The sequence below is a fragment of the Pseudomonas sp. GW456-L12 genome, from assembly GCF_059424045.1.
Genome location: NZ_JBWKZA010000029.1, coordinates 36,552 through 56,095 on the forward strand (window position 1 = coordinate 36,552; position 19,544 = coordinate 56,095).

Below are 19,544 nucleotides of genomic sequence, written 5' to 3' on the forward strand. Positions count from 1 at the left end.
CAGCTCGGGCGGCTCCTTGGGGTTCATCCCGGGGGTGATGAACCCTGTCTGGCAGGAGCTGCCGTCAGGCTGCGGTCTTTGTGTCAGCGGGTTGCGACCGTTTCAGGTCTTAGTCGCGCCAGTGACGTTTGTGCTTGCGATGCCCGTAGGCATGGCCACGACCCGGATGGCCGTCGCGGTAGTAGCGACGGTCGTCATCGTCGTAGTCGCGGTAGCGGCGATCGTCACGATCACTGGAGTTGCCCATATGGTTACCCAGTGCGCCACCCACACCACCGCCCGCGGCTGCGCCGATCAGGCTGCCAGTGGTGCCCCCCACGCTGCGACCGACCACGTTACCGCCGGCTGCGCCCAGCGCACCACCGATAGCGGCTTCGCCACGGCTGCGTCTGTCGGCACCCACGGCACTGCCGCCCGCGCCGCCCAGTGCGGCACCGATGGTGGAACCGGTGTTGCCACCAATCGACTGACCGACGACCGAGCCTAGAACCCCGCCCAATGCGCCGCCCACACCTGCTTCTGTGGTGCCGCCGGCAGAGGCGACGCCGCTGACCAGGCCAAGGGACAACAAGAGAATCGAGGAGAACTTCATAGAGGAGCCTCAAAGGGATGACGGCGCGATCCTGAGGCTGTGTTGAGGCGCTTACAATCGAAATCCGACGAATAGCACGAGTTGTACACAATCTCGTAACTTATTGTTTTTAGTAGGGAACTTATCCCGTTTTTGCGAGTCTGTAGCTACTTGGAAAAGGCCGCTTCTGGATGGAAGTGGCCTTTTTTGTGCCTGCGATTTCGCCGCCGCTGGAACCTCCTGACTGTAGCCGCTGCCGCAGGCTGCGATCGGCTCCGTAGGAGACGTTGCTCTTGAGGGCCTGGAAGGCGCTGCGCGCCTTATCGCAGCCTGTGGCAGCGGCTACAAGGCCAGCGATTTCGTCGATCAGGCCGACCGGGCCATGATCAAGCTGCTGTCGCTGGCCGCTTCCAGGCGGATCGCGACGAACTTCGAGGTCGGGGTGTAGCTGCCGTCCCCGATGCTTTCCAGCGGCACCAGCGGGTTCACCTCTGGGTAATAGGCCGCGGCCTGGCCAGCCGGAATATCGAAGGCCAGCAGGGTGAAACCCTTGACCCGACGCTCGCGGCCGTCATCCCACAACGAGACGATGTCGGCTTTCTGCCCCGGCTTGAAGCCCAGGCGGATGATGTCGGCTTCGTTGACGAACAGCACGTCGCGCTGGCCCTTCACACCACGGTAGCGGTCGTCCAGGCCATAGATGGTGGTGTTGTACTGATCGTGGGAACGCATCGACTGCATGATCAGGTCCGGCAACTGCCCGGTGGCTCGGGTGCGTTCGTGCACCAGATCCTTGGGCAGCAGGTTCGGGCGGAAATTGGCGCGGCCCGATGGAGTGTTCCAGCGCCGCGCGCCGGCCGAGTTGCCGAGGTAGAAGCCGCCAGGGTTTTTTACCCGCTGGTTGAAGTCCTTGAAGCCGGGAATGGTGTCGGCGATCAGGTCGCGGATACGGCTGTAGTCGGCCACCAGCCAGTTCCAGTCCACCGGATGGCTGCCCAGGGTGGCGGCGGCGATGCCGGCGAGGATCGACGGCTCCGAACGCATCTGTGGCGACAGCGGCTGCAATTGGCCGTTGGAGGCGTGGACCATGCTGAAGGAGTCTTCCACGGTCACCGCTTGAGCGCCTTCGCTCTGCAGGTCGATGTCGGTGCGGCCCAGGCACGGCAGGATCAGTGCCTCCTTGCCATGGGCCAGGTGGCTGCGGTTGAGCTTGGTGCTGATCTGCACGGTCAGGTCGCAGTTGCGCAGGGCCTGGAAGGTCCGCGGGCTGTCGGGGGTGGCCTGGGCGAAGTTGCCGCCCAGGCCGATGAAGACTGTCGAACGGCCTTCGAGCATGGCGTGGATCGCCTCGACCACGTTATGGCCGCTCTCGCGTGGCACCTTGAACTGGAAGCGCCGCTCCAGGGCGTCGAGGAAGGCCACCGGCGGCTGTTCGTTGATGCCCATGGTGCGGTCGCCCTGCACGTTGCTGTGGCCGCGCACCGGGCACAGGCCGGCGCCCGGACGGCCGATATTGCCGCGCAGCAGCATCAGGTTGGCGATTTCCTGGATGGTCGGCACCGAGTGGCGATGCTGGGTGATACCCATGGCCCAGCACATGATCACGTTCTTGCCCTTGGCGTACATGCGCGCCGCGCGCTCGATCTCTACCAGGGTCAGGCCGGACTGCTCGACGATGTCATCCCATGGGGTGTCGTCGATGACGCTCAGGTAATCCAGCACGGCGGCGGTGTGTTCGTTGAGGAAGTCGTGATCGAACACCGCCGGCGCACCAGTCTTCTGGGCGTCGCGTTCCCATTGCAGGAGGAACTTGGCCATGCCGCGCACCACCGCCATGTCGCCGCCCAGGGCCGGGCGGAAGTAGGCGGTGTTGGTCGGCTTGTTGCCGTTGGTGAGCATTTCGATCGGGTGCTGCGGATGCTGGAAGCGTTCCAGGCCGCGTTCTTTCAGCGGGTTGATGCACACCACCTGGGCCCCGCGTTTCACTGCTTCGCGCAGTGGCTCGAGCATCCGAGGGTGGTTGGTGCCGGGGTTCTGGCCCCAGACGAAAATCGCATCGGCATGCTCGAAGTCGTCGAAGGTCACGGTGCCTTTGCCGACGCCGACGCTTTGCGCCAGGGCCACGCCGCTGGCTTCGTGGCACATGTTCGAGCAGTCGGGGAAGTTGTTGGTGCCATAGGCGCGCACGAACAGCTGGTACAGGTACGCCGCTTCGTTGCTGGCGCGGCCCGAGGTATAGAACTCGGCCATGTCCGGGCTGGGCAATGCTCGCAGGTGCTTGCCGATCAGGGCGAAAGCCGCTTCCCAGCTGATGGGCTTATAACGATCGGTTTCGGCGTCGTAGCTCAGGGGCTCGGTCAGGCGGCCCTGGTATTCGAGCCAGTAGTCGCTCTGCTCCAGCAGCGAGCTGACGCTGTGTTTGGCGAAGAACTTGCCATCCACCCGGCGTTTGGTGGCCTCCCAGTTCACCGCCTTGGCGCCGTTCTCGCAGAACTTGACCATGCCGCTTTCCGGCGAATCGCCCCAGGCGCAGCCCGGGCAGTCGAAACCGCCGTTCTGGTTGGTCTTGAGCATCATGCGCAGGTTTTTCAGGGCGTTGTCACTCGTCAGCCAGGCCTGGGCGACGCTGATGAGCGCGCCCCAGCCGCCGGCCGGGCCCTTGTAGGGCTTGTAGCGCGGGGTGGGTGTCTGGTCGGCTTGGTGATGAGTGGTCACGCTTGTTTCTCCATCGCAGGGCTATAGACCCGTGGCGCACTTTTTTGCGGCAGGTGAATGAGATTGAGGTTGTGCCGGCGTGCCCATTGCAGGGCCAGGCCGGTGGGCGCCGACAGACTGACCAGGGTCTGGATGCCGGCACGCAGGACTTTCTGGATCAGTTCCAGGCTGCAACGGCTGGTGACGATGGCCACGCCGCCGGCAGTAGGTATGTTCTGGCGGATCAACGCACCGATCAGCTTGTCCAGGGCGTTGTGCCGGCCGATATCTTCACGGCCCAGCAGCAACTCGCCCTGGGCGTTCATGAACACCGCCGCATGCACCGCGCCGGAGTGCTGGCCCAGGGGCTGGAAGGCGCTGATGCGCTGGCGCAGGCCATCGAGCCATTGGGCGGGCGGCAACGGCGCGCCGGGCAGCACCTTGAGGTCCGGCAGGGCCTGTTCCACGGCTTCCACGCCGCACAGGCCGCAACCGCTGGTGCCGGCCAGTTGCCGGCGTTGCTGCTTGAGGTTCCAGAAGGCGCGGCTGGAGATCTGCACCTGGGCGTACTGGGCCGAACCGCTGCCGCTCAGTTGCAGGTCGTAGATGTCCGAGGCGTCGCCGATGATGCCGCTGCCGAGGCTGAAGCCGACGATGAAGTCTTCCAGGTCGCTGGGGGTGACCAGCATCACGGCCTGGCTGATGCCGTTATAGGCGATCGCCAGCGCAACTTCCTCGGCGAGCGCGGTGCTGGCCGATTCCGTGTGGTCGAGGTTGCTGTAGCAATAGTTCTGACTGGCGGCGGGCGCGGGCGTTTTCGCAGTGGGCGTCGCGCAAGCCGGGCGCTGGGGTTTCATGGGGCATCACCGGCGGAATATCCAGCCCTAAGACTAAGCGCGTCAAAGTGTCGCGTCTAATTGCTAGTACTGATGTGCCGATAGACGCCGTCGATCAAGACTCGCTCGGTGATTTCTGCTGCAGGGCGAAGCACGCCTCGGCCAGGGCCGAGCGCGGTGCGCTGCGGCGCATGATCAGGCCCAGGTGCGCCAGGGTGTTGGCGTCCGCTATGGGCTGCAGGCGCAGGTGTTCGGTGAGGGCTTCCAGGCCGCCGTCCAGCGGCATGATCGCGCAGCACAGGCCGCCATGTACGGCTTGCAGCAATTGATGCACGGCATCGGTCTGCAGCAGCGGTTGAGGGGTGAGGCCGCGACTGTGGAAGTTATGGTCGATGGACTGGCGAAAATGCATGCCGCTGGTCAGCATGCCCAGCGGCAGTTCGATCACCGCCTCCCAGCTCAGGGGCTGCTCGCCGAAGCTGAAGAAGCGTTGGTCGTAGAGCAGGCCCATGCGGGTTTCGCCCAGGGCCAGGGATTCGAAGCGTTCGCTGTCCAGGCGCTCCAGATAGGAAACGCCGATATCCAGGCGATTGCTCGCTAGCTGTTCGAGGATCTGCTCGGAACTGAGCGCCGACAACTCGAAGCGCACGTTCGGGTGCGCCTGGTGCAGGCGCTGCATCAGTGGCAGCGGGTCGAAGCTCGACAGCGGTACCACCCCCAGGCGCAGGGTGCCGACCAGATTGCCGCGACAGGCGGCCGCCTCGGCCTGCAACCCGTCGTAGGCGGCCAGCACGCTGCGGGCCCAGGCCAGCACCCGTTCCCCCGGAGCGGTGAAGCCCTCGAAACGCTGGCCGCGGTTGACCAGCGGCAGCTCGAGTTCTTCCTCGAGGTTGCGCAGGCGCATGGACAGGGTCGGCTGGGTGATGTGGCAGCGCGCGGCGGCCTGGCCGAAATGGCGGGTTTCGTCGAGAGCGATGAGGAATTTCAGCTGCTTGATGTCCATCTTCGCTTCCTGGGCGCGGGGGGAGGCGATTCTAGCGTGCTTGCCGTGCACAGCGTCATCGGTCGATTTTGAACCTCGTCTCTCAAGGCTGGTCTAGTCTTTCGCGTCTGGACCTATTAAACCCAAGGAGTGTGCACCATGAGTATTTTTAGCTTTGTGAAAGAAGCGGGCGAAAAGCTTATCGATTTGTTGACGCCGGGTAACGCCAATGCGAGCGAACAGCTGAAGGAGCACATCGCCAAGGTCGGCCTGGGTAACCCCAACGTCCAGGCTACCGTGGAAGGCGACAAGGTCGTCGTGACCGGCGAAGTGGCCAGCCAGGAAGAGAAGGAAAAGATTCTGCTGGCCGTGGGCAACATCGAAGGTGTCGGCAGCGTCGACGACCAGATCACCGTCACCGGCCCTGTGGCGGCTGCCGCGCGTTTCGTCACCGTGAAAAAAGGCGACACCCTCAGCGCCATTTCCAAGGCCGTGTACGGCGACGCCAACAAGTACAACAAGATCTTCGAGGCCAACAAGCCGCTGCTGTCACACCCGGACAAGATCTATCCGGGCCAGGTACTGCGCATTCCCGAGTAATGCTCGGTCTGTAGCCGCTGCCGAAGGCTGCGATAAGGTCCGAAGGACCTTTGGCGATCAACATCGCTACGACCGTTTCACGGTCGATCGCAGCCTGCGGCAGCGGCTACAGGATTGCTCTACAACCCTTCGATCAATGCTCGATAGTCCCCCAGCGCGGCAAACTCCGCCGTGTCCTTCGGCCCCTTGCGGCTGTCCGGTTCACTCACCGCCAACAGATGAGCCACGCCAAAATCCCGCGCGCTGCGCAGGATCGGCAGGGTGTCGTCGATAAACAGGCTGCGTGCCGGATCGAAGCCGATATCCGCTTGCAACGCATCCCAGAACTGCGGGTTCTCCTTGGCGAAGCCGTAATCGTGGGAACTGATCAAACGCTCGAAATAGGGCGCCAGCTCGACTTTTTCCAACTTCAATGACAACGAATCGCGGTGCGCATTGGTGATCAGCACCACGCGTTTGCCAGCCTGCTTGATCGCCGCGAGAAAGGTATCGGCGTCCGGACGCAGGGCGATCAGGTGGGCGGTCTCCAGCTTCAGTTCGCGCACCGGCAATTTCAGTTCGGCGCTCCAGAAGTCCAGGCAATACCACTGCAACTGTCCGGCGTTACGCTCGAACAGCGGCTGCAGTTCCATTTCCGCCATGGCGCGGCTGACGCCATGCAGCTCGGCATAGCGCTGGGGCAGGTGCTCCATCCAGAAGTGGTTGTCGTAGTGCAGGTCCAGCAAGGTACCGTCCATATCCAGCAGAACGGTATCGATGTCGCGCCAGGGCAGTGAAGGCATGGAAAACGTCTCGAACGGTAGAAAGATATCCGACACAAACAATCGGGAAAGCCGCGTTATAGTAGCGCGTTCACGCCAAGGAGCCTTTTATGCGCCAGAAACCCACCGTACTCGCCCGCGAGATCGTCGCCACCAGCCGTCTGTTTTGCGTCGAAGCGGTGCAGTTGCGCTTTTCCAACGGTGTGGAGCGCACCTACGAGCGCCTGGTGGGCAAGGGCGCGGGCTATGGCGCGGTGATGATCGTGGCGATGCTCGATGCCGATCACGCGGTGCTGGTCGAGGAATATTGCGGCGGCACCGACGCCTACGAGCTGTCGCTGCCCAAGGGCCTGATCGAGCCTGGCGAGGATGTGCTGGCCGCCGCCGAGCGTGAGCTCAAGGAGGAGGCCGGTTTTGGCGCGCGGCAACTGGAACACCTGACCGAGCTGTCGTTGTCCCCCGGCTACATGAGCCAGAAGATCCAGGTGGTGCTGGCCACCGACCTCTACGAAGAGCGGCTGGAGGGCGACGAGCCCGAGCCGATGCGCGTGGACAAGATCAACCTGCGCGAGCTGTCGAGCCTGGCGCAGAACCCGCAATTCACCGAGGGCCGCGCCCTGGCCGCGCTGTATCTGGCCCGCGACCTGCTGACCCAGCGCGGCGCCTTCCAAGCATGAGTGAACCATCGATGAATTTTCCCCATCCGTTGCTGGCGCCGGTGATCGACCTGGCCTTGCAGGCGGGCGAAGCGATCCTGCCGTTCTGGCGCGCCAACGTCGCCGTCACCAGCAAGGCCGACGAGTCGCCGGTGACCGCCGCCGACCTGGCGGCCCACCACCTGATCGTGCAAGGCCTGACCGCGCTGGACCCGAGCATCCCGGTGCTCTCCGAAGAAGACGCCGACATTCCCCAGGACGTGCGTGCCGGCTGGCAGCGCTGGTGGCTGGTGGACCCGCTGGACGGCACCAAGGAGTTCATCTCCGGCAGCGAAGAGTTCACCGTCAATATCGCCCTGATCGAAGACGGGCGGGTGGTGTTCGGCGTGGTATCGATGCCGACCAGCGGTCGCTGCTACTTCGGCGGCGCCGGCCTTGGGGCCTGGCGCGCGGACAAGGGCCAGGCGCCGGTGGCGATCCACGTGCGTGACAGCCTGACGGCGGGCGAAGCCTTCACCGTGGTCGCCAGCCGTCGGCATACCAGCCCCGAGCAGGAGCGTCTGCTGGCCGGGTTGAGCGCGACCCTGGGCGAGTTGCAGCTGGCGAACATCGGCAGCTCGTTGAAGTTCTGCCTGCTGGCCGAAGGCGCGGCGGATTGTTATCCGCGACTGGCGCCGACCTCGCAGTGGGACACCGCGGCGGCCCAAGGCGTGCTGGAGGGCGCTGGAGGCGAGGTGCTGGATCTGAGTGGCGCGCCGTTCTGCTACCCGGCGCGGGAGTCGCTGCTCAATGGCTTCTTCCTGGCGCTACCGGCCAAGGCCGCATGGCGTGGGCGCCTGCTGGAGCTGGCGCGCGGCTGATCCTTGTAGCCGCTGGCGCAGCCTGCGCGCGAAGCGGCTGTGAATCGACTGGCGATATTCCGTCTGACACACCGCGCTGGCCGTTTACGACTGCTGCGCAGCCGATCGCAGGCTGCGCCAGCGGCTACAGGTTCAGCGGTGCAGCACGTACTGCCCGGTAAAGCGCACCGCATCTTCATCGCTGTCGGCATTCACCACCCGGGTGTGCAGGATCAGCCGCGCGCGGCCGTAGCGCTCATACATGGTCAGGAACCTGTGCCACACCTCTTCGCTCGGCGCGGCGCAGATGGCCGTGGCGTCGCTGGTCACCGGTAGCGGGTAATTGATCTGCCCTTCCTGAATCACGATGTGCCCGTCGTCGATCCCCGCTTCTTTCAGCCGCAGATGCAGCCAGCCCCAGCCGGCCAGCACCGCGCCGCAATACAGGCTGCCGCCGAACATGGTGCTCTTGTGATTGACGTTGGCTTCCAGCGGCAGTTGCAGGCGCAGCTCATGCGCGTGCCAGTCGAGCACTTTCAGGCCCATGTCCCGCGTCAGGGGAATGTCGTGGTGGAGGATGGATTCCAGGTGACGACTGTCGCGGTTCATGCAGGGCCTCGGTGGTGAAATGGTGCATTAACAAGATTAGTCGGCATCGCTCACTCGCTATCGTCGCCGCCCGAACTGGCGCCGCTGTCGCCGAAGCTCAGGCCGTGTTTGCGCAGTTTGTCATGCAGGGTCTTGCGTGGAATACCCAGGGCTTCGGCGAGGCTGCGCAGCGAGTTGTGGGAGCGGGCCAGCTCGGCGGCGATCAGGCTCTTTTCGAAGTTCTCCACCTGCTCGCTCAGGCCGCCCTCGACCACCGTCGGCGCCGGTTGTGGGCTGCCGTCCGGCGTGCTGTTGTCCAGGGCCAGTTCCAGGCCGAGGGCGAAGCGTTCGGCGGCGTTCTGCAGTTCGCGCACGTTGCCCGGCCAGCTGTGGCGCAGCAGCAGGGCGCGCTGTCCCGGTTGCAGTTCGTGGGGCGGCAGGCCGTGGCGGGCGCTGGCCTCGTCGGCGAAATGCTGGAACAGCAACAGGGCGTCTTCGCCACGCTCGCGCAACGGAGGAATACGCAGCGGCGCGACATTCAGGCGGTAATACAGGTCGGCGCGAAAGCGCCCCTGGTCGGCCGCCTGGCGCAGGTCTTCCTTGGTCGCGGCGATGATGCGGATGTCCAGCGGGATCAGTTGATTGCCGCCCAGGCGCTCCACCACCCGTTCTTGCAGCATGCGCAGCAGCTTGACCTGCACATCCAGGCTCATGCTTTCGATTTCATCGAGGAACAGCGTGCCGCCGTTGGCGAATTCGAACTTGCCGATGCGGCGTTTCTGCGCGCCGGTAAAGGCCCCCGGCTCGTGGCCGAACAGTTCGCTTTCGACCACCGATTCGGCCAGGGCGCCGGCGTTGATCGCCACGAACGGGCCATTGCGCCGGCTCGACAGGTCGTGCAGCGCCCGCGCCACCACTTCCTTGCCGGCGCCGGTCTCGCCGAGGATCAGCACGTCGGCCTTGGTCGCTGCCAGGGCGCCGATCTGTTCACGTAAACGCAGGATCGGCGCCGAGAGCCCGACCAGCCGCGCGCTGAGCTCCTGGCGATCGCTCAGGGCCAGGCGCAGGCTGCGGTTGTCCAGCACCAGGCGGCGCAGGGCCAGGGCGCGGCGCACGCTGTCGAGCAGGGCATCGCTGGCGAAGGGTTTCTCCAGGAAGTCATAGGCCCCGGCGCGCATCGCCTGCACCGCCAGCGGCACATCGCCGTGGCCGGTGATCAGCAGCACCGGCAGCTCCGGGTCCTGGCCGTGCAGTTCGCCGAGCAGTTCGAGGCCGTCCATGCCGGGCATGCGGATGTCGCTGACCACTACCCCCGGCCAGTCGCGCTCCAGGCGCGCGGCCAGGCCCTGGGCTTCGCCCAGCGGCAGGATCTTCAGCCCGGCCAGGTCCAGGGTCTGGCTCAGGGCCTGGCGCAGGTGCGGATCGTCGTCGATCAACACCACCTGCACGTCGCTGGTGATCGGTGTACTCATACGCTGCGGTCCTCGGACGGTTGCAGGCTCACTCCCGGCGCGCCGGCGCGCAGCCGCAGGGTAATCAGGGCGCCGCCTTCGCGGTGGTTGGAGAACGACAGTTCACCGCCAAAGGCGCGCATCAGGGTGTCGCAGATCGCCAGGCCCAGGCCAAGGCCCTGGGTGCGGGTCTTGGTGGTGTAGAAAGGCTCGCCGGCGCGGCCCAGGGCCTCCATGCAGAAGCCCGGGCCGTTGTCGCGAATGTACAGATTGACGCCCGTGGCGGTGGATTCGGCACTCAGCCAGAGTTTGCGCGGCGGGCCTTTTTCGGTCAGCGCATCCAGGGCGTTGGCCAGCAGGTTGCCGAGCACCTGGCGCAACCGCGTCTCCCCGGCCTCGACCCACAGGGTGGCCGCCGGCAGGTCGCGGATCAGCTCCACTTCCATCGCCCGTCGGCGCTTGGCCAGCAGCGCCAGGGCATCGTCCAGCGCCGGTTGCAGGGCGACGCTTTCCGGCGCGTGGCGGTCGCGGCGGGCAAAGGCGCGCAGGTGGGCGATGATCGAGGCCATGCGCCCGGTCAGTTCGCTGATCAGCTTGAGGTTGCCGCGGGCGTCCTCGGTGCGCTGGTGGTCCAGCAGCACCTCGGCGTTTTCCGCGTAGCTGCGGATCGCCGCCAGCGGCTGGTTGAGTTCATGGCTGATGCTCGCCGACATGGTGCCCAGGGCCGAGAGCTTGCCGGCCTGCACCAGGTCGTCCTGGGCGCGCACCAGTTCCTGCTGGGCGTGTTCGCGCTCCAGCACCTCCTGCCTGAGGCGGCGGTTCAGGCCTTCCAGGTCGCTGGTGCGTTCGGCCACGCGCATTTCCAATTCGCGCCGGGCCTTGGCTTCGAAGGCTATGCGCTCCAGGTAGTGGCGACGACGCTGCATCATCAAGCCGAGCAGCAGCATCAAGACCAGCAGCGTGGCGCCGCCCACCGCCACCACGGTGCGTACCGGGCGGTCGATCAGGGTACGCGGGGCGAGGATGCTTACGCTCCAGCCGGTTTCGTCGATCTGCCGGGTCTGGGTCAGCCAGGCGTTGGAGTCGAGGTTCAACGGCCGTGGATCGCGGGTCGGGTAGGGCTGGATGGCGACGATGGCCTGGCTTTCGTCTTCAGTCAGCGGGCGGGTCGAGCGGAAACGCCATTCCGCGCGCGAAGTGAGGATCACCACGCCATTGTGATCGGTGACCACCAGTTGCTCGGGGGTCTTGCCCCAGAGACTTTCGGTATGGTCCAGGTCGACCTTGACCACCAGCACGCCGATGATTTTCTCGCCGTTGCGCACGGCGGCGGCGAAGAAATAACCGCGCTTGGCCGAGGTGGTGCCCAGGCCGAAGAAACGCCCCAGGCGCCCGGCCATGGCTTCGCTGAAATAGGGGCGGAAGGAGAAATTGCGGCCGACGAAACTGTCGTGCTTGTCCCAGTTGGATGCCGCCAGGGTGTTGCCGGAGGTGTCCATCAGGTACATCACTTCGGCCCCGGTCTGGGCACTGATGTTTTTCAGCAGGCGGTTGGCGTTGCCCTGGGTCACACCGTCGTCCGGCGCGCCGAGGACCGCACGCAACGCCGGCAGCTCGCCGAGAATCTGCGGCAGCACCTCATAGCGGTGCAGGGTGCCCAGCAGGTTGGCGACGTAGAGGTCGAGGGTCTGACGGTTCTGGCCCGCCAGTTCGCTGCGGTAATAACGCTCGGCCAGGTGCTCCAGCGGCCACAGCAGCGGCGCCAGGCACAGGGCCAGCAAAGCCAGGCTACGCCAGCGGGGGCGTCGGGGGAGAGGTGGAGTCATGGGGACGATGCGCCTGTGGGTACAGGCGCATTATGCCTAGCCCTGCCCGGCAAGACACTCGTGCAATGCGCTGCGCCACTCAGGTTGGCGCACGCCCCACTCGCGCTCCAGGCGGTGGCAATCGAGGCGTGAGTTCAGCGGCCGTGGCGCGGGTGTCGGATAGGCGCTGGAGGGGATCGCCTCCAGGGTCGCGCAGGCTTTGCCTTGGGCCAGCAGGTGCTCGCCAATGGCTTGGGCGAAGCCGAACCAGGAGGTCTCGCCAGCAGCGGTCAGGTGGTAGGTCCCCCAGGCTCCTGGCTGGCCGGCCTGCCAGCGCTCGATCAGGGCGGCGGTGCTGGCGGCGATGGTGCCGGCCCAGGTAGGCGCGCCGATCTGGTCGGCGACCACGCGCAAGTGCGGTTTTTCCTGCAGCAGGCGTTGCATGGTCAGCAGGAAGTTCTTGCCGGTGTTCGAATACACCCAACTGGTGCGCAGGATCAGGTGTTCACCACCTGCCGCGCCGATGGCCCGTTCGCCGGCGAGTTTGCTCTGGCCGTAGACGCTCAGCGGGTTGGGTTCATCGTCTTCGGTGTAGGGGGCCTGCTTGCTGCCGTCGAAGACATAATCGGTGGAGTAGTGAATCAGTGGGATACCCAGTTCCCGTGCTTCCTCGGCGAACACACCGGGGGCGCTGGCATTGATCGCGAAGGCCAGCTCCGGCTCGCTCTGGGCTTGATCGACGGCGGTGTGGGCGGCCGCGTTGATGATCAACTGCGGGCGCAGGCTGCGCACTTGCTGGCGAATGGCGTCCGGGCGTGTCAGGTCGAGCAGGCCGCGCCCGGGCACGATCAATTCATGCTGGTTTCCCAGGCGCTGTTGCAGGGCCTGGGAGACCTGGCCGTGCTGGCCGCTGATCAGGATCTTCAACCGGCCACTCATGGGAACAGCTCGGCTTCACTGAGCAATTTGCCGGCCTGATCCTTGGCCGAGAGCTGCGCCGGGCCTGTGAGTTGCCAGTCGATAGCCAGGGTCGGATCGTCCCAGCGAATGCAGCGTTCGGACGCCGGGGTGTAGTAGTCGGTGGTCTTGTAGAGAAACTCGGCGTACTCGCTCAGCACCACGAAACCATGGGCGAAGCCTTCCGGTACCCACAGCTGGCGATGGTTGTCCGCGGACAACCGCACCCCGACCCACTTACCGAAGTGCGGCGAGCTGCGGCGGATATCCACCGTCACGTCGAGCACTTCGCCGGCGACTACCCGCACCAGTTTTCCCTGGGTGTTTTCGATCTGGTAGTGCAGGCCGCGCAGTACGCCCTTTTGCGAGCGCGAATGGTTGTCCTGGACGAACTGGGTGCGCACTCCGGTTGCTTCTTCGAACGCCTTGGCATTGAAGCTCTCGTAGAAAAAACCGCGTTCGTCGCCAAAGACCTTGGGTTCGATGATCAGCACGCCGGGCAGTTCGGTGGCTAGGACCTTCATTGGGTTTCTCCCGCCAGGCTGTAGAGGTATTGGCCGTAGCCGGTCTTGCCGAAATACTTGGCGTGTTCGAGCAGATGCTCGCGGTTGATCCAGCCCTGGTTGTAGGCGATTTCCTCGAGGCAGGCGACTTTCAGGCCCTGGCGGTGCTCGATGGTCTGCACGTACTGCGAGGCTTCCAGCAGGCTGTCGTGGGTGCCGGTGTCGAGCCAGGCGAAGCCGCGGCCGAAACGTTCGACACTGAGGTCGCCGCGTTGCAGGTAGGCATTATTGACGTCGGTGATTTCCAGTTCACCGCGCGCCGAAGGCTTGACCGCCTTGGCGATCTCGACCACTGAGTTGTCGTAGAAGTACAGCCCGGTCACGGCGTAGCTGGACTTGGGGTGCTGGGGCTTTTCCTCGATCGAAAGGGCGTTGCCCTGTGCGTCGAAGTCGATCACGCCAAAGCGCTGCGGGTCCTTGACCCAGTAGCCGAAGACCGTCGCTCCGGACGGTTTCGCCGCGGCGTTCTGCAGCTTCTCGGTGAAATGCTGACCGTGGAAGATGTTGTCGCCGAGGATCAGGCACACAGGGTCGTCGCCAATGAATTGCTCGCCGATCAGGAACGCCTGCGCCAGGCCGTCCGGCGACGGTTGTTCGGCGTAGCTGAAGCGCACCCCGAACTGGCTGCCGTCGCCCAGCAGGTTGCGGTACTGCGGCAGGTCCTGGGGGGTGGAGATCAGCAGGATGTCCTTGATGCCGGCCAGCATCAGCACCGAGATCGGGTAATAGATCATCGGTTTGTCGTAGACCGGCAGCAGTTGCTTGGACACACCCAGGGTGATCGGGTGCAGGCGGGTGCCCGAGCCACCCGCCAGAACGATACCTTTCATCATGCGATCAGATCCTTGAAGTCAGTGAAGCCGAGGCGTTGCCCTTGGTAGCTGCCGTCCTGCACGTGCTGGCACCATTCCTGGTTGTCCAGGTACCACTGCACGGTCTTGCGCAGGCCGCTGGCGAAGGTTTCTTGCGGCACCCAGCCCAGTTCGCGCTCGATCTTGCCGGCGTCGATGGCGTAGCGCAGGTCGTGGCCGGGGCGGTCCTGGACGAGGGTGATCAGGTCGGCGTAGTGCTGCACGCCTTCGGGCTTGCGTGGCGCCAGTTCTTCCAGCAGTTGGCAGATGCCGCGCACCACGTCGATGTTTGTCTGTTCGTTGTGGCCGCCGATGTTGTAGGTCTCGCCGACCACGCCTTCGGTCACCACCTTGAGCAAGGCGCGGGCGTGGTCTTCGACGAACAGCCAGTCGCGCACTTGCAGGCCGTTGCCGTATACCGGCAGCGGTTTTCCGGCCAGGGCGTTGAGGATCACCAGCGGGATGAGCTTTTCCGGGAAGTGGAACGGCCCGTAGTTGTTCGAGCAGTTGGTGACCAGTACCGGCAGGCCGTAGGTGCGCTGCCAGGCGCGGACCAGGTGGTCGGACGCGGCCTTGCTGGCGGAGTAGGGCGAACTGGGGGCGTAGGGCGTGGTTTCGGTGAACAGGTCGTCGACGCCGTGCAGGTCGCCGTACACCTCGTCGGTGGAAATGTGGTGGAAGCGGAAGGCGCTTTTTTCCGTCGGCGGCAGGGCCTGCCAGTAGGCGCGGGTGGCTTCCAGCAGGCTGTAGGTGCCGACGATGTTGGTCTGGATGAAGTCCGACGGACCGTCGATGGAGCGGTCGACGTGGGACTCGGCGGCCAGGTGCATGATCGCCTGGGGCTGGAAGCGCGCGAGCAGGGCGCTGACGCTGGCCTGGTCGACGATATCGGCCTGGACGAACTCGTAGCGGGTGTCGGCGGCGATACTCGAAAGCGACTCCAGGTTGCCTGCGTAGGTCAGCTTGTCGAGGTTGAGCACCTCGTGTTCGGTGTTGCGGATCAGGTGGCGAATCAGCGCCGATCCAATAAAACCGGCACCGCCGGTAACGAGAATGCGCATATGGGTAGGCCTTCTTCCCTAAGACATGGAGTCGCGAATGGAGCATAGCTTGTCGGCAGCCAGCGGCCGCTGCAAGGGCCGCCGATGTCTGGCCCGGGTATTGGCATCCTGTTTGCCTTCCCGGCGGCGGTGCAGCCCTTGTCGGCTGCCCGGGCCAGGGGGTTGCGTAACGCCTGGCGCAGTGGCGATATACGCATCTGACAATAATTCCAGGGGTCGTTCCATGTTGCTCGCCACGTTGATTCACCGCGCCAGTCTGCCCGGTCCGCAAGTCACCCCGCAGCAGGCGCTGGACCTGCTCGAAGTGCACTACGGTCTTGGCGGCACGCTGCAATCGTTGGGCAGCCAGCAGGATCTCAACTACCGGCTCGACAGTCCCCAGGGGCGTTTTGTCCTGAAGATCTGCCGTGGCGACTACGCCGCCCTGGAACTGCAGGCGCAACATGCGGCGCTCAAGCACCTGGGCAGCCACCCCGAGCTGCACGTACCTCGGGTGATCCCGGCGAAGAACGGCGCCGACCTGTTGTCCCTTGAAGTCGACGGCCAGGCGCTGCATGTGCGCCTGCTCGACTACATCGAAGGCCAGCCGCTGACCTACCTCAAGCACCTGGGCCCCGAGCTGGCAGCCGGCTTCGGCCGGTTGTGCGGGCAGATGGACCTGGCCCTGGCGGACTTCCAGCACCCGGGCCTGGAACGCACCCTGCAATGGGACGCGCGCCATGCCCATAGCCTGATCAATCACCTGTTGCCGGTGATCGCCGACGAACAGCAACGCCGCCTGATCGCCGAAGTAGCCGAGCAGGCCGAGCGTCGTGTGCAGCGCCTGGCCGAGCAGTTGCCGGTGCAGGCGATCCACCTGGACATCACCGACGACAACGTGGTCTGGCAGCGTGACGCCCAGCGCCACTGGCAGGTACAGGGGGTGATCGATTTCGGCGACCTGATCCGCACCTGGCGCATCACTGACCTGTCGGTGACCTGCGCGGCGCTGCTGCACCATGCCGAGGGCGATCCGTTCTGCATCCTGCCGGCGGTCCGCGCCTATCACGCGGTCAACCCACTGCAGCAGGCCGAGCTGCTGGCGCTGTGGCCGCTGATCGTGGCCCGCGCCGCGGTGCTGGTGCTCAGTGGCGAACAGCAGGTGAGCATCGACCCGGGCAACCAATACAGCCGCGACAACTTGAGCCACGAATGGGAGATCTTCCGCGTCGCCACCTCGGTGCCGTTCGAATTGATGGAAGCGGCGATCCTCGGAGCGGTAGGGCAGACGCTGCCGGCCATCGCCGGCGAAGGTTTCGCCCCCTTGCTGCCGGGCCTGGTGGGGCGTGAGTTCGCCCTGATCGACCTGGGTGTGCTCAGCCCGCATTTCGAGGCCGGCAACTGGGAGCAGCCGGAGATTGATACCCTGCTGTTGCAGCAGGCCGCGGCGGCCCATGGATTGGCGGCCAGTCGCTACGGGCAGTACCGCCTGTCCCGGACCTGCCCGGACAGTGCCGTCGAGCCGGACACCTTCCCGTTGCACGTGCAGTTGCAGGTACCGTCGGGCACGGCGGTCGAAGCGCCTTTTGCCGGGGTGCTGCACCGCGCCACCGACGGTGCGTTGCGCCTCGATGGCCCGCAATTGAGTGTGCGGCTGTGGGGCGTCACGCCCTCGGTGCATGCCGGCGCGGCACTGGTCAAAGGCCAGGTGCTGGGGGCAGTGGATGGCGGGCTCAAGGTCCAGCTGTGCCGTGGCGCGCAGCTCGATCCGCCGCTGTTCTGCACGCCCTCGCGGGCCGCGGCATGGCAGGCGCTGTGCCCGTCGCCGGCGGCGCTGCTGGGCCTGGCCTGCGACGCCGAGCCGGAGCTCGACTCGCAAGCCTTGCTGGCGCGCCGCGATGCCAGTTTCGCCCGTTCGCAGAAGCACTATTACGTCGACCCGCCACGCATCGAGCGCGGCTGGCGCAACCACCTGATCGACATGCAGGGCCGTTCCTACCTGGACATGCTCAACAACGTCGCGGTGCTCGGTCACGGCCACCCACGGATGGCCACCGAGGCCGCGCGCCAATGGTCGCTGCTCAACACCAACTCGCGTTTCCACTACGCGGCGATTGCCGAGTTCTCCGAGCGCTTGCTGGAGCTGGCGCCGGACTCCATGGACCGGGTGTTCCTGGTCAACAGTGGCAGCGAGGCCAACGACCTGGCGATCCGCCTGGCCTGGGCCTACAGCGGCGGGCGCGACCTGCTCAGCGTGCTGGAGGCCTATCACGGCTGGACGGTGGGCGCGGATGCGGTGTCCACCTCGATCGCCGACAACCCCCAGGCCCTGAGCAGCCGCCCGGACTGGGTGCATCCGGTGACCGCGCCCAATACCTATCGCGGCGAGTTCCGCGGCCAGGACAGCACCGCGGACTACGTGCGCAGCGTCGAACACAACCTGGCCAAACTGGCGGAGCAGAATCGCCAATTGGCCGGTTTCATCTGCGAGCCGGTGTATGGCAACGCCGGCGGCATCGCCCTGCCGCCGGGTTACCTGAAGCAGGTCTATGCGCTGGTCCGCGCCCAGGGTGGGGTGTGCATCGCCGACGAAGTGCAGGTCGGTTACGGGCGCATGGGCACGTTCTTCTGGGGCTTCGAAGAGCAGGGCGTGGTGCCGGACATCATCACCATGGCCAAAGGCATGGGCAACGGCCAGCCGCTGGGGGCGGTGATCACCCGCCGGGAGATCGCCGAAGCGCTGGAGGCCGAAGGTTATTTCTTCTCCTCGGCCGGCGGCAGCCCGGTGAGTTGCCGGATCGGCATGGCGGTGCTGGACGTGATGCAGGAAGAAAAACTCTGGGAAAACGCCCAGGTGGTGGGTGGCCACTTCAAGCAGCGCCTCGAAGCCCTGATCGAGCGTTATCCACTGGTGGGCGCGGTGCATGGCTCGGGGTTCTACCTGGGCCTGGAGCTGATTCGCGATCGCCAGACCCTGGAGCCGGCCACGCAGGAGACCGCCCTGCTGTGCGATCGCCTGCGCGAGCTGGGGATCTTCATGCAGCCCACTGGCGATGACCTGAACATTCTCAAGATCAAGCCGCCGATGGTCACCACGCGCCAGAGCGTCGATTTCTTTGTCGACATGTTGGCCAAGGTGCTGGAGGAGGGGCTCTAGGCCCCACTCGAATGCCCTGCATTCGGATCGCGAGCATGCTCGCTCCTACCTAGAAAGGCATGCCCCTGTAGGGGCGAGCTTGCTCGCGATAGCGTCCGCACTGACACCCCTGAACCCCTATAAATATCGATAATAATCGATTTTTATAGGGGTTAATTTTTTTATGAGTTGTTTTTAGGCTTTTAAAGTCGATTTTTATCGGATATAAAGTCATCCCTATCAGGACAGGCTCAAGCCGCGCCTGACCATTCCCTTTTTTGTCATCGACCGATGCCACCCTCGGTCCTTTGCTGCTGCCCAGGAGATGATCCATGAGCCGTATCGTTACCGTCGCCGCAACCCAGATGGCCTGTTCCTGGGACCTCGAAGCCAATATCGAGACCGCGGAAAAGCTGGTCCGCGAGGCCGCCGCCAAAGGCGCGCAGATCATCCTGATCCAGGAACTGTTCGAGGCCCCGTACTTCTGCCAGAAGCCGAACCCGGACTACCTGCAGCTGGCGACCCCAGTGGAAAGCAATGCGGCCATCGCGCATTTCCAGAAAGTCGCCAAGGAGCTGCAGGTGGTGCTGCCGATCAGCTTCTATGAACTGGCCGGGCGGGCGCGTTTCAACAGCATCGCGATCATCGACGCCGACGGCAGCAACCTCGGGATTTATCGTAAAAGCCACATCCCGGACGGCCCCGGCTATCACGAAAAGTACTACTTCAATCCGGGCGACACCGGCTTCAAGGTGTGGAGCACCCGCTACGCGAAAATCGGCGTGGGCATCTGCTGGGACCAGTGGTTCCCCGAGTGCGCCCGCAGCATGGCGCTGCAAGGCGCACAGATTCTGTTCTACCCGACCGCCATCGGCAGCGAGCCGCACGACAAGAGCATCTCGTCCCGCGACCATTGGCAGCGCGTGCAACAAGGCCACGCCGGCGCCAACCTGATGCCGCTGATCGCCAGCAACCGCATCGGCAACGAAGAGCAGGACGGCTACGACATCACCTTCTACGGCTCGTCGTTCATCGCCAACCAGTTCGGCGAGAAGGTTGAAGAACTGAACGAGACTGAAGAAGGTATTCTTGTCCACAGTTTCGACCTCGACGAGCTGGAACACATTCGCAGCGCCTGGGGTTCGTTCCGCGACCGTCGGCCGAACCTGTACAGCGCGATCAAAACCCTCGACGGTTCCCTGGAGTCCTGAACC

General features: G+C 64.9%; 18 protein-coding genes. 5 read left to right on the forward strand and 13 right to left on the reverse strand.

Features of this window, described 5'->3' with window-relative positions:
- Nucleotides 1–109 precede the first annotated feature (109 nt).
- The 4 genes from AC07Y9_RS26255 to AC07Y9_RS26270 form a co-directional block, all read right to left on the reverse strand.
- Nucleotides 110–592: a glycine zipper domain-containing protein gene (locus AC07Y9_RS26255; protein ID WP_102679879.1), complete on the reverse strand. Its 483-nt coding sequence runs from the start codon at nt 590–592 to the stop codon at nt 110–112.
- 345 nt (nt 593–937) lie between these two features.
- Nucleotides 938–3,286, reverse strand: a complete 2,349-nt coding sequence (locus AC07Y9_RS26260) for an FdhF/YdeP family oxidoreductase (protein WP_102679878.1) — start codon at nt 3,284–3,286, stop codon at nt 938–940.
- Nucleotides 3,283–4,122: a formate dehydrogenase accessory sulfurtransferase FdhD gene (gene fdhD, locus AC07Y9_RS26265; RefSeq protein ID WP_038582969.1), complete on the reverse strand. Its 840-nt coding sequence runs from the start codon at nt 4,120–4,122 to the stop codon at nt 3,283–3,285. The genes AC07Y9_RS26260 and fdhD overlap by 4 nt, the downstream gene beginning before the upstream one ends.
- A gap of 94 nt (nt 4,123–4,216) precedes the next feature.
- The gene (locus tag AC07Y9_RS26270) at nt 4,217–5,104 is read right to left on the reverse strand and encodes a LysR family transcriptional regulator (RefSeq protein WP_007931721.1); all 888 of its coding nucleotides are present in this window, start codon (nt 5,102–5,104) and stop codon (nt 4,217–4,219) included.
- A gap of 138 nt (nt 5,105–5,242) precedes the next feature.
- Here AC07Y9_RS26270 and lysM point away from each other — a divergent pair, with 138 nt between their 5' ends.
- Nucleotides 5,243–5,683 carry a peptidoglycan-binding protein LysM gene (gene lysM, locus AC07Y9_RS26275; RefSeq protein ID WP_102679877.1) on the forward strand — a complete coding sequence of 147 codons (441 nt, stop codon included), beginning with the start codon at nt 5,243–5,245 and terminating at the stop codon, nt 5,681–5,683.
- Nucleotides 5,684–5,802: 119 nt separating this feature from the next.
- Here lysM and yrfG read toward each other — a convergent pair whose 3' ends face one another.
- The gene (gene yrfG, locus AC07Y9_RS26280; protein WP_007931717.1) at nt 5,803–6,465 is read right to left on the reverse strand and encodes a GMP/IMP nucleotidase; all 663 of its coding nucleotides are present in this window, start codon (nt 6,463–6,465) and stop codon (nt 5,803–5,805) included.
- A gap of 89 nt (nt 6,466–6,554) precedes the next feature.
- Here yrfG and nudE point away from each other — a divergent pair, with 89 nt between their 5' ends.
- Entirely contained in the window at nt 6,555–7,121 is a 567-nt protein-coding gene (gene nudE, locus AC07Y9_RS26285) for an ADP compounds hydrolase NudE (protein ID WP_007931715.1), read from the forward strand.
- An 11-nt stretch (nt 7,122–7,132) separates the two neighbouring features.
- Nucleotides 7,133–7,960 (forward strand): 3'(2'),5'-bisphosphate nucleotidase CysQ, encoded by an 828-nt coding sequence (cysQ, locus tag AC07Y9_RS26290; RefSeq protein ID WP_062823984.1) that lies wholly within the window; start codon nt 7,133–7,135, stop codon nt 7,958–7,960.
- A 132-nt stretch (nt 7,961–8,092) separates the two neighbouring features.
- Here the strand turns inward: cysQ and AC07Y9_RS26295 are convergent, their stop codons facing one another.
- Genes AC07Y9_RS26295 through rfbB form a run of 7 tightly spaced genes read right to left on the reverse strand, consistent with a single transcriptional unit; the run spans nt 8,093 to nt 15,215 of the window.
- Nucleotides 8,093–8,548 (reverse strand): YiiD C-terminal domain-containing protein, encoded by a 456-nt coding sequence (locus AC07Y9_RS26295; RefSeq protein WP_009041719.1) that lies wholly within the window; start codon nt 8,546–8,548, stop codon nt 8,093–8,095.
- Between the two features lie 50 nt (nt 8,549–8,598).
- A complete protein-coding gene (locus tag AC07Y9_RS26300; protein ID WP_085533406.1) occupies nt 8,599–9,999 on the reverse strand; it encodes a sigma-54-dependent transcriptional regulator in 1,401 nt (466 codons plus the stop codon).
- On the reverse strand, nt 9,996–11,804 hold the full coding sequence (locus tag AC07Y9_RS26305; RefSeq protein WP_009041721.1) for a sensor histidine kinase: 1,809 nt from the start codon (nt 11,802–11,804) through the stop codon (nt 9,996–9,998). The genes AC07Y9_RS26300 and AC07Y9_RS26305 overlap by 4 nt, the downstream gene beginning before the upstream one ends.
- 36 nt (nt 11,805–11,840) lie before the next feature.
- Complete coding sequence (rfbD, locus tag AC07Y9_RS26310; protein ID WP_102679876.1) at nt 11,841–12,722, reverse strand: dTDP-4-dehydrorhamnose reductase; 882 nt, start codon at nt 12,720–12,722, stop codon at nt 11,841–11,843.
- Nucleotides 12,719–13,264 (reverse strand): dTDP-4-dehydrorhamnose 3,5-epimerase, encoded by a 546-nt coding sequence (gene rfbC, locus AC07Y9_RS26315; protein WP_009041723.1) that lies wholly within the window; start codon nt 13,262–13,264, stop codon nt 12,719–12,721. The genes rfbD and rfbC overlap by 4 nt, the downstream gene beginning before the upstream one ends.
- Nucleotides 13,261–14,136: a glucose-1-phosphate thymidylyltransferase RfbA gene (gene rfbA, locus AC07Y9_RS26320; RefSeq protein WP_102679875.1), complete on the reverse strand. Its 876-nt coding sequence runs from the start codon at nt 14,134–14,136 to the stop codon at nt 13,261–13,263. The genes rfbC and rfbA overlap by 4 nt, the downstream gene beginning before the upstream one ends.
- Nucleotides 14,133–15,215, reverse strand: coding sequence for a dTDP-glucose 4,6-dehydratase (gene rfbB / locus AC07Y9_RS26325; RefSeq protein WP_102679874.1), 1,083 nt, complete (start codon nt 15,213–15,215; stop codon nt 14,133–14,135). The genes rfbA and rfbB overlap by 4 nt, the downstream gene beginning before the upstream one ends.
- Nucleotides 15,216–15,438: 223 nt before the next feature.
- Here rfbB and AC07Y9_RS26330 point away from each other — a divergent pair, with 223 nt between their 5' ends.
- Nucleotides 15,439–18,351 carry an aminotransferase gene (locus AC07Y9_RS26330; protein ID WP_102679873.1) on the forward strand — a complete coding sequence of 971 codons (2,913 nt, stop codon included), beginning with the start codon at nt 15,439–15,441 and terminating at the stop codon, nt 18,349–18,351.
- A 49-nt stretch (nt 18,352–18,400) separates the two neighbouring features.
- Here the strand turns inward: AC07Y9_RS26330 and AC07Y9_RS26335 are convergent, their stop codons facing one another.
- Nucleotides 18,401–18,664 carry a hypothetical protein gene (locus AC07Y9_RS26335; RefSeq protein WP_146021762.1) on the reverse strand — a complete coding sequence of 88 codons (264 nt, stop codon included), beginning with the start codon at nt 18,662–18,664 and terminating at the stop codon, nt 18,401–18,403.
- Here AC07Y9_RS26335 and aguB point away from each other — a divergent pair.
- Complete coding sequence (aguB, locus tag AC07Y9_RS26340; protein ID WP_102679872.1) at nt 18,663–19,541, forward strand: N-carbamoylputrescine amidase; 879 nt, start codon at nt 18,663–18,665, stop codon at nt 19,539–19,541. The genes AC07Y9_RS26335 and aguB overlap by 2 nt on opposite strands.
- Nucleotides 19,542–19,544: the final 3 nt, after the last annotated feature.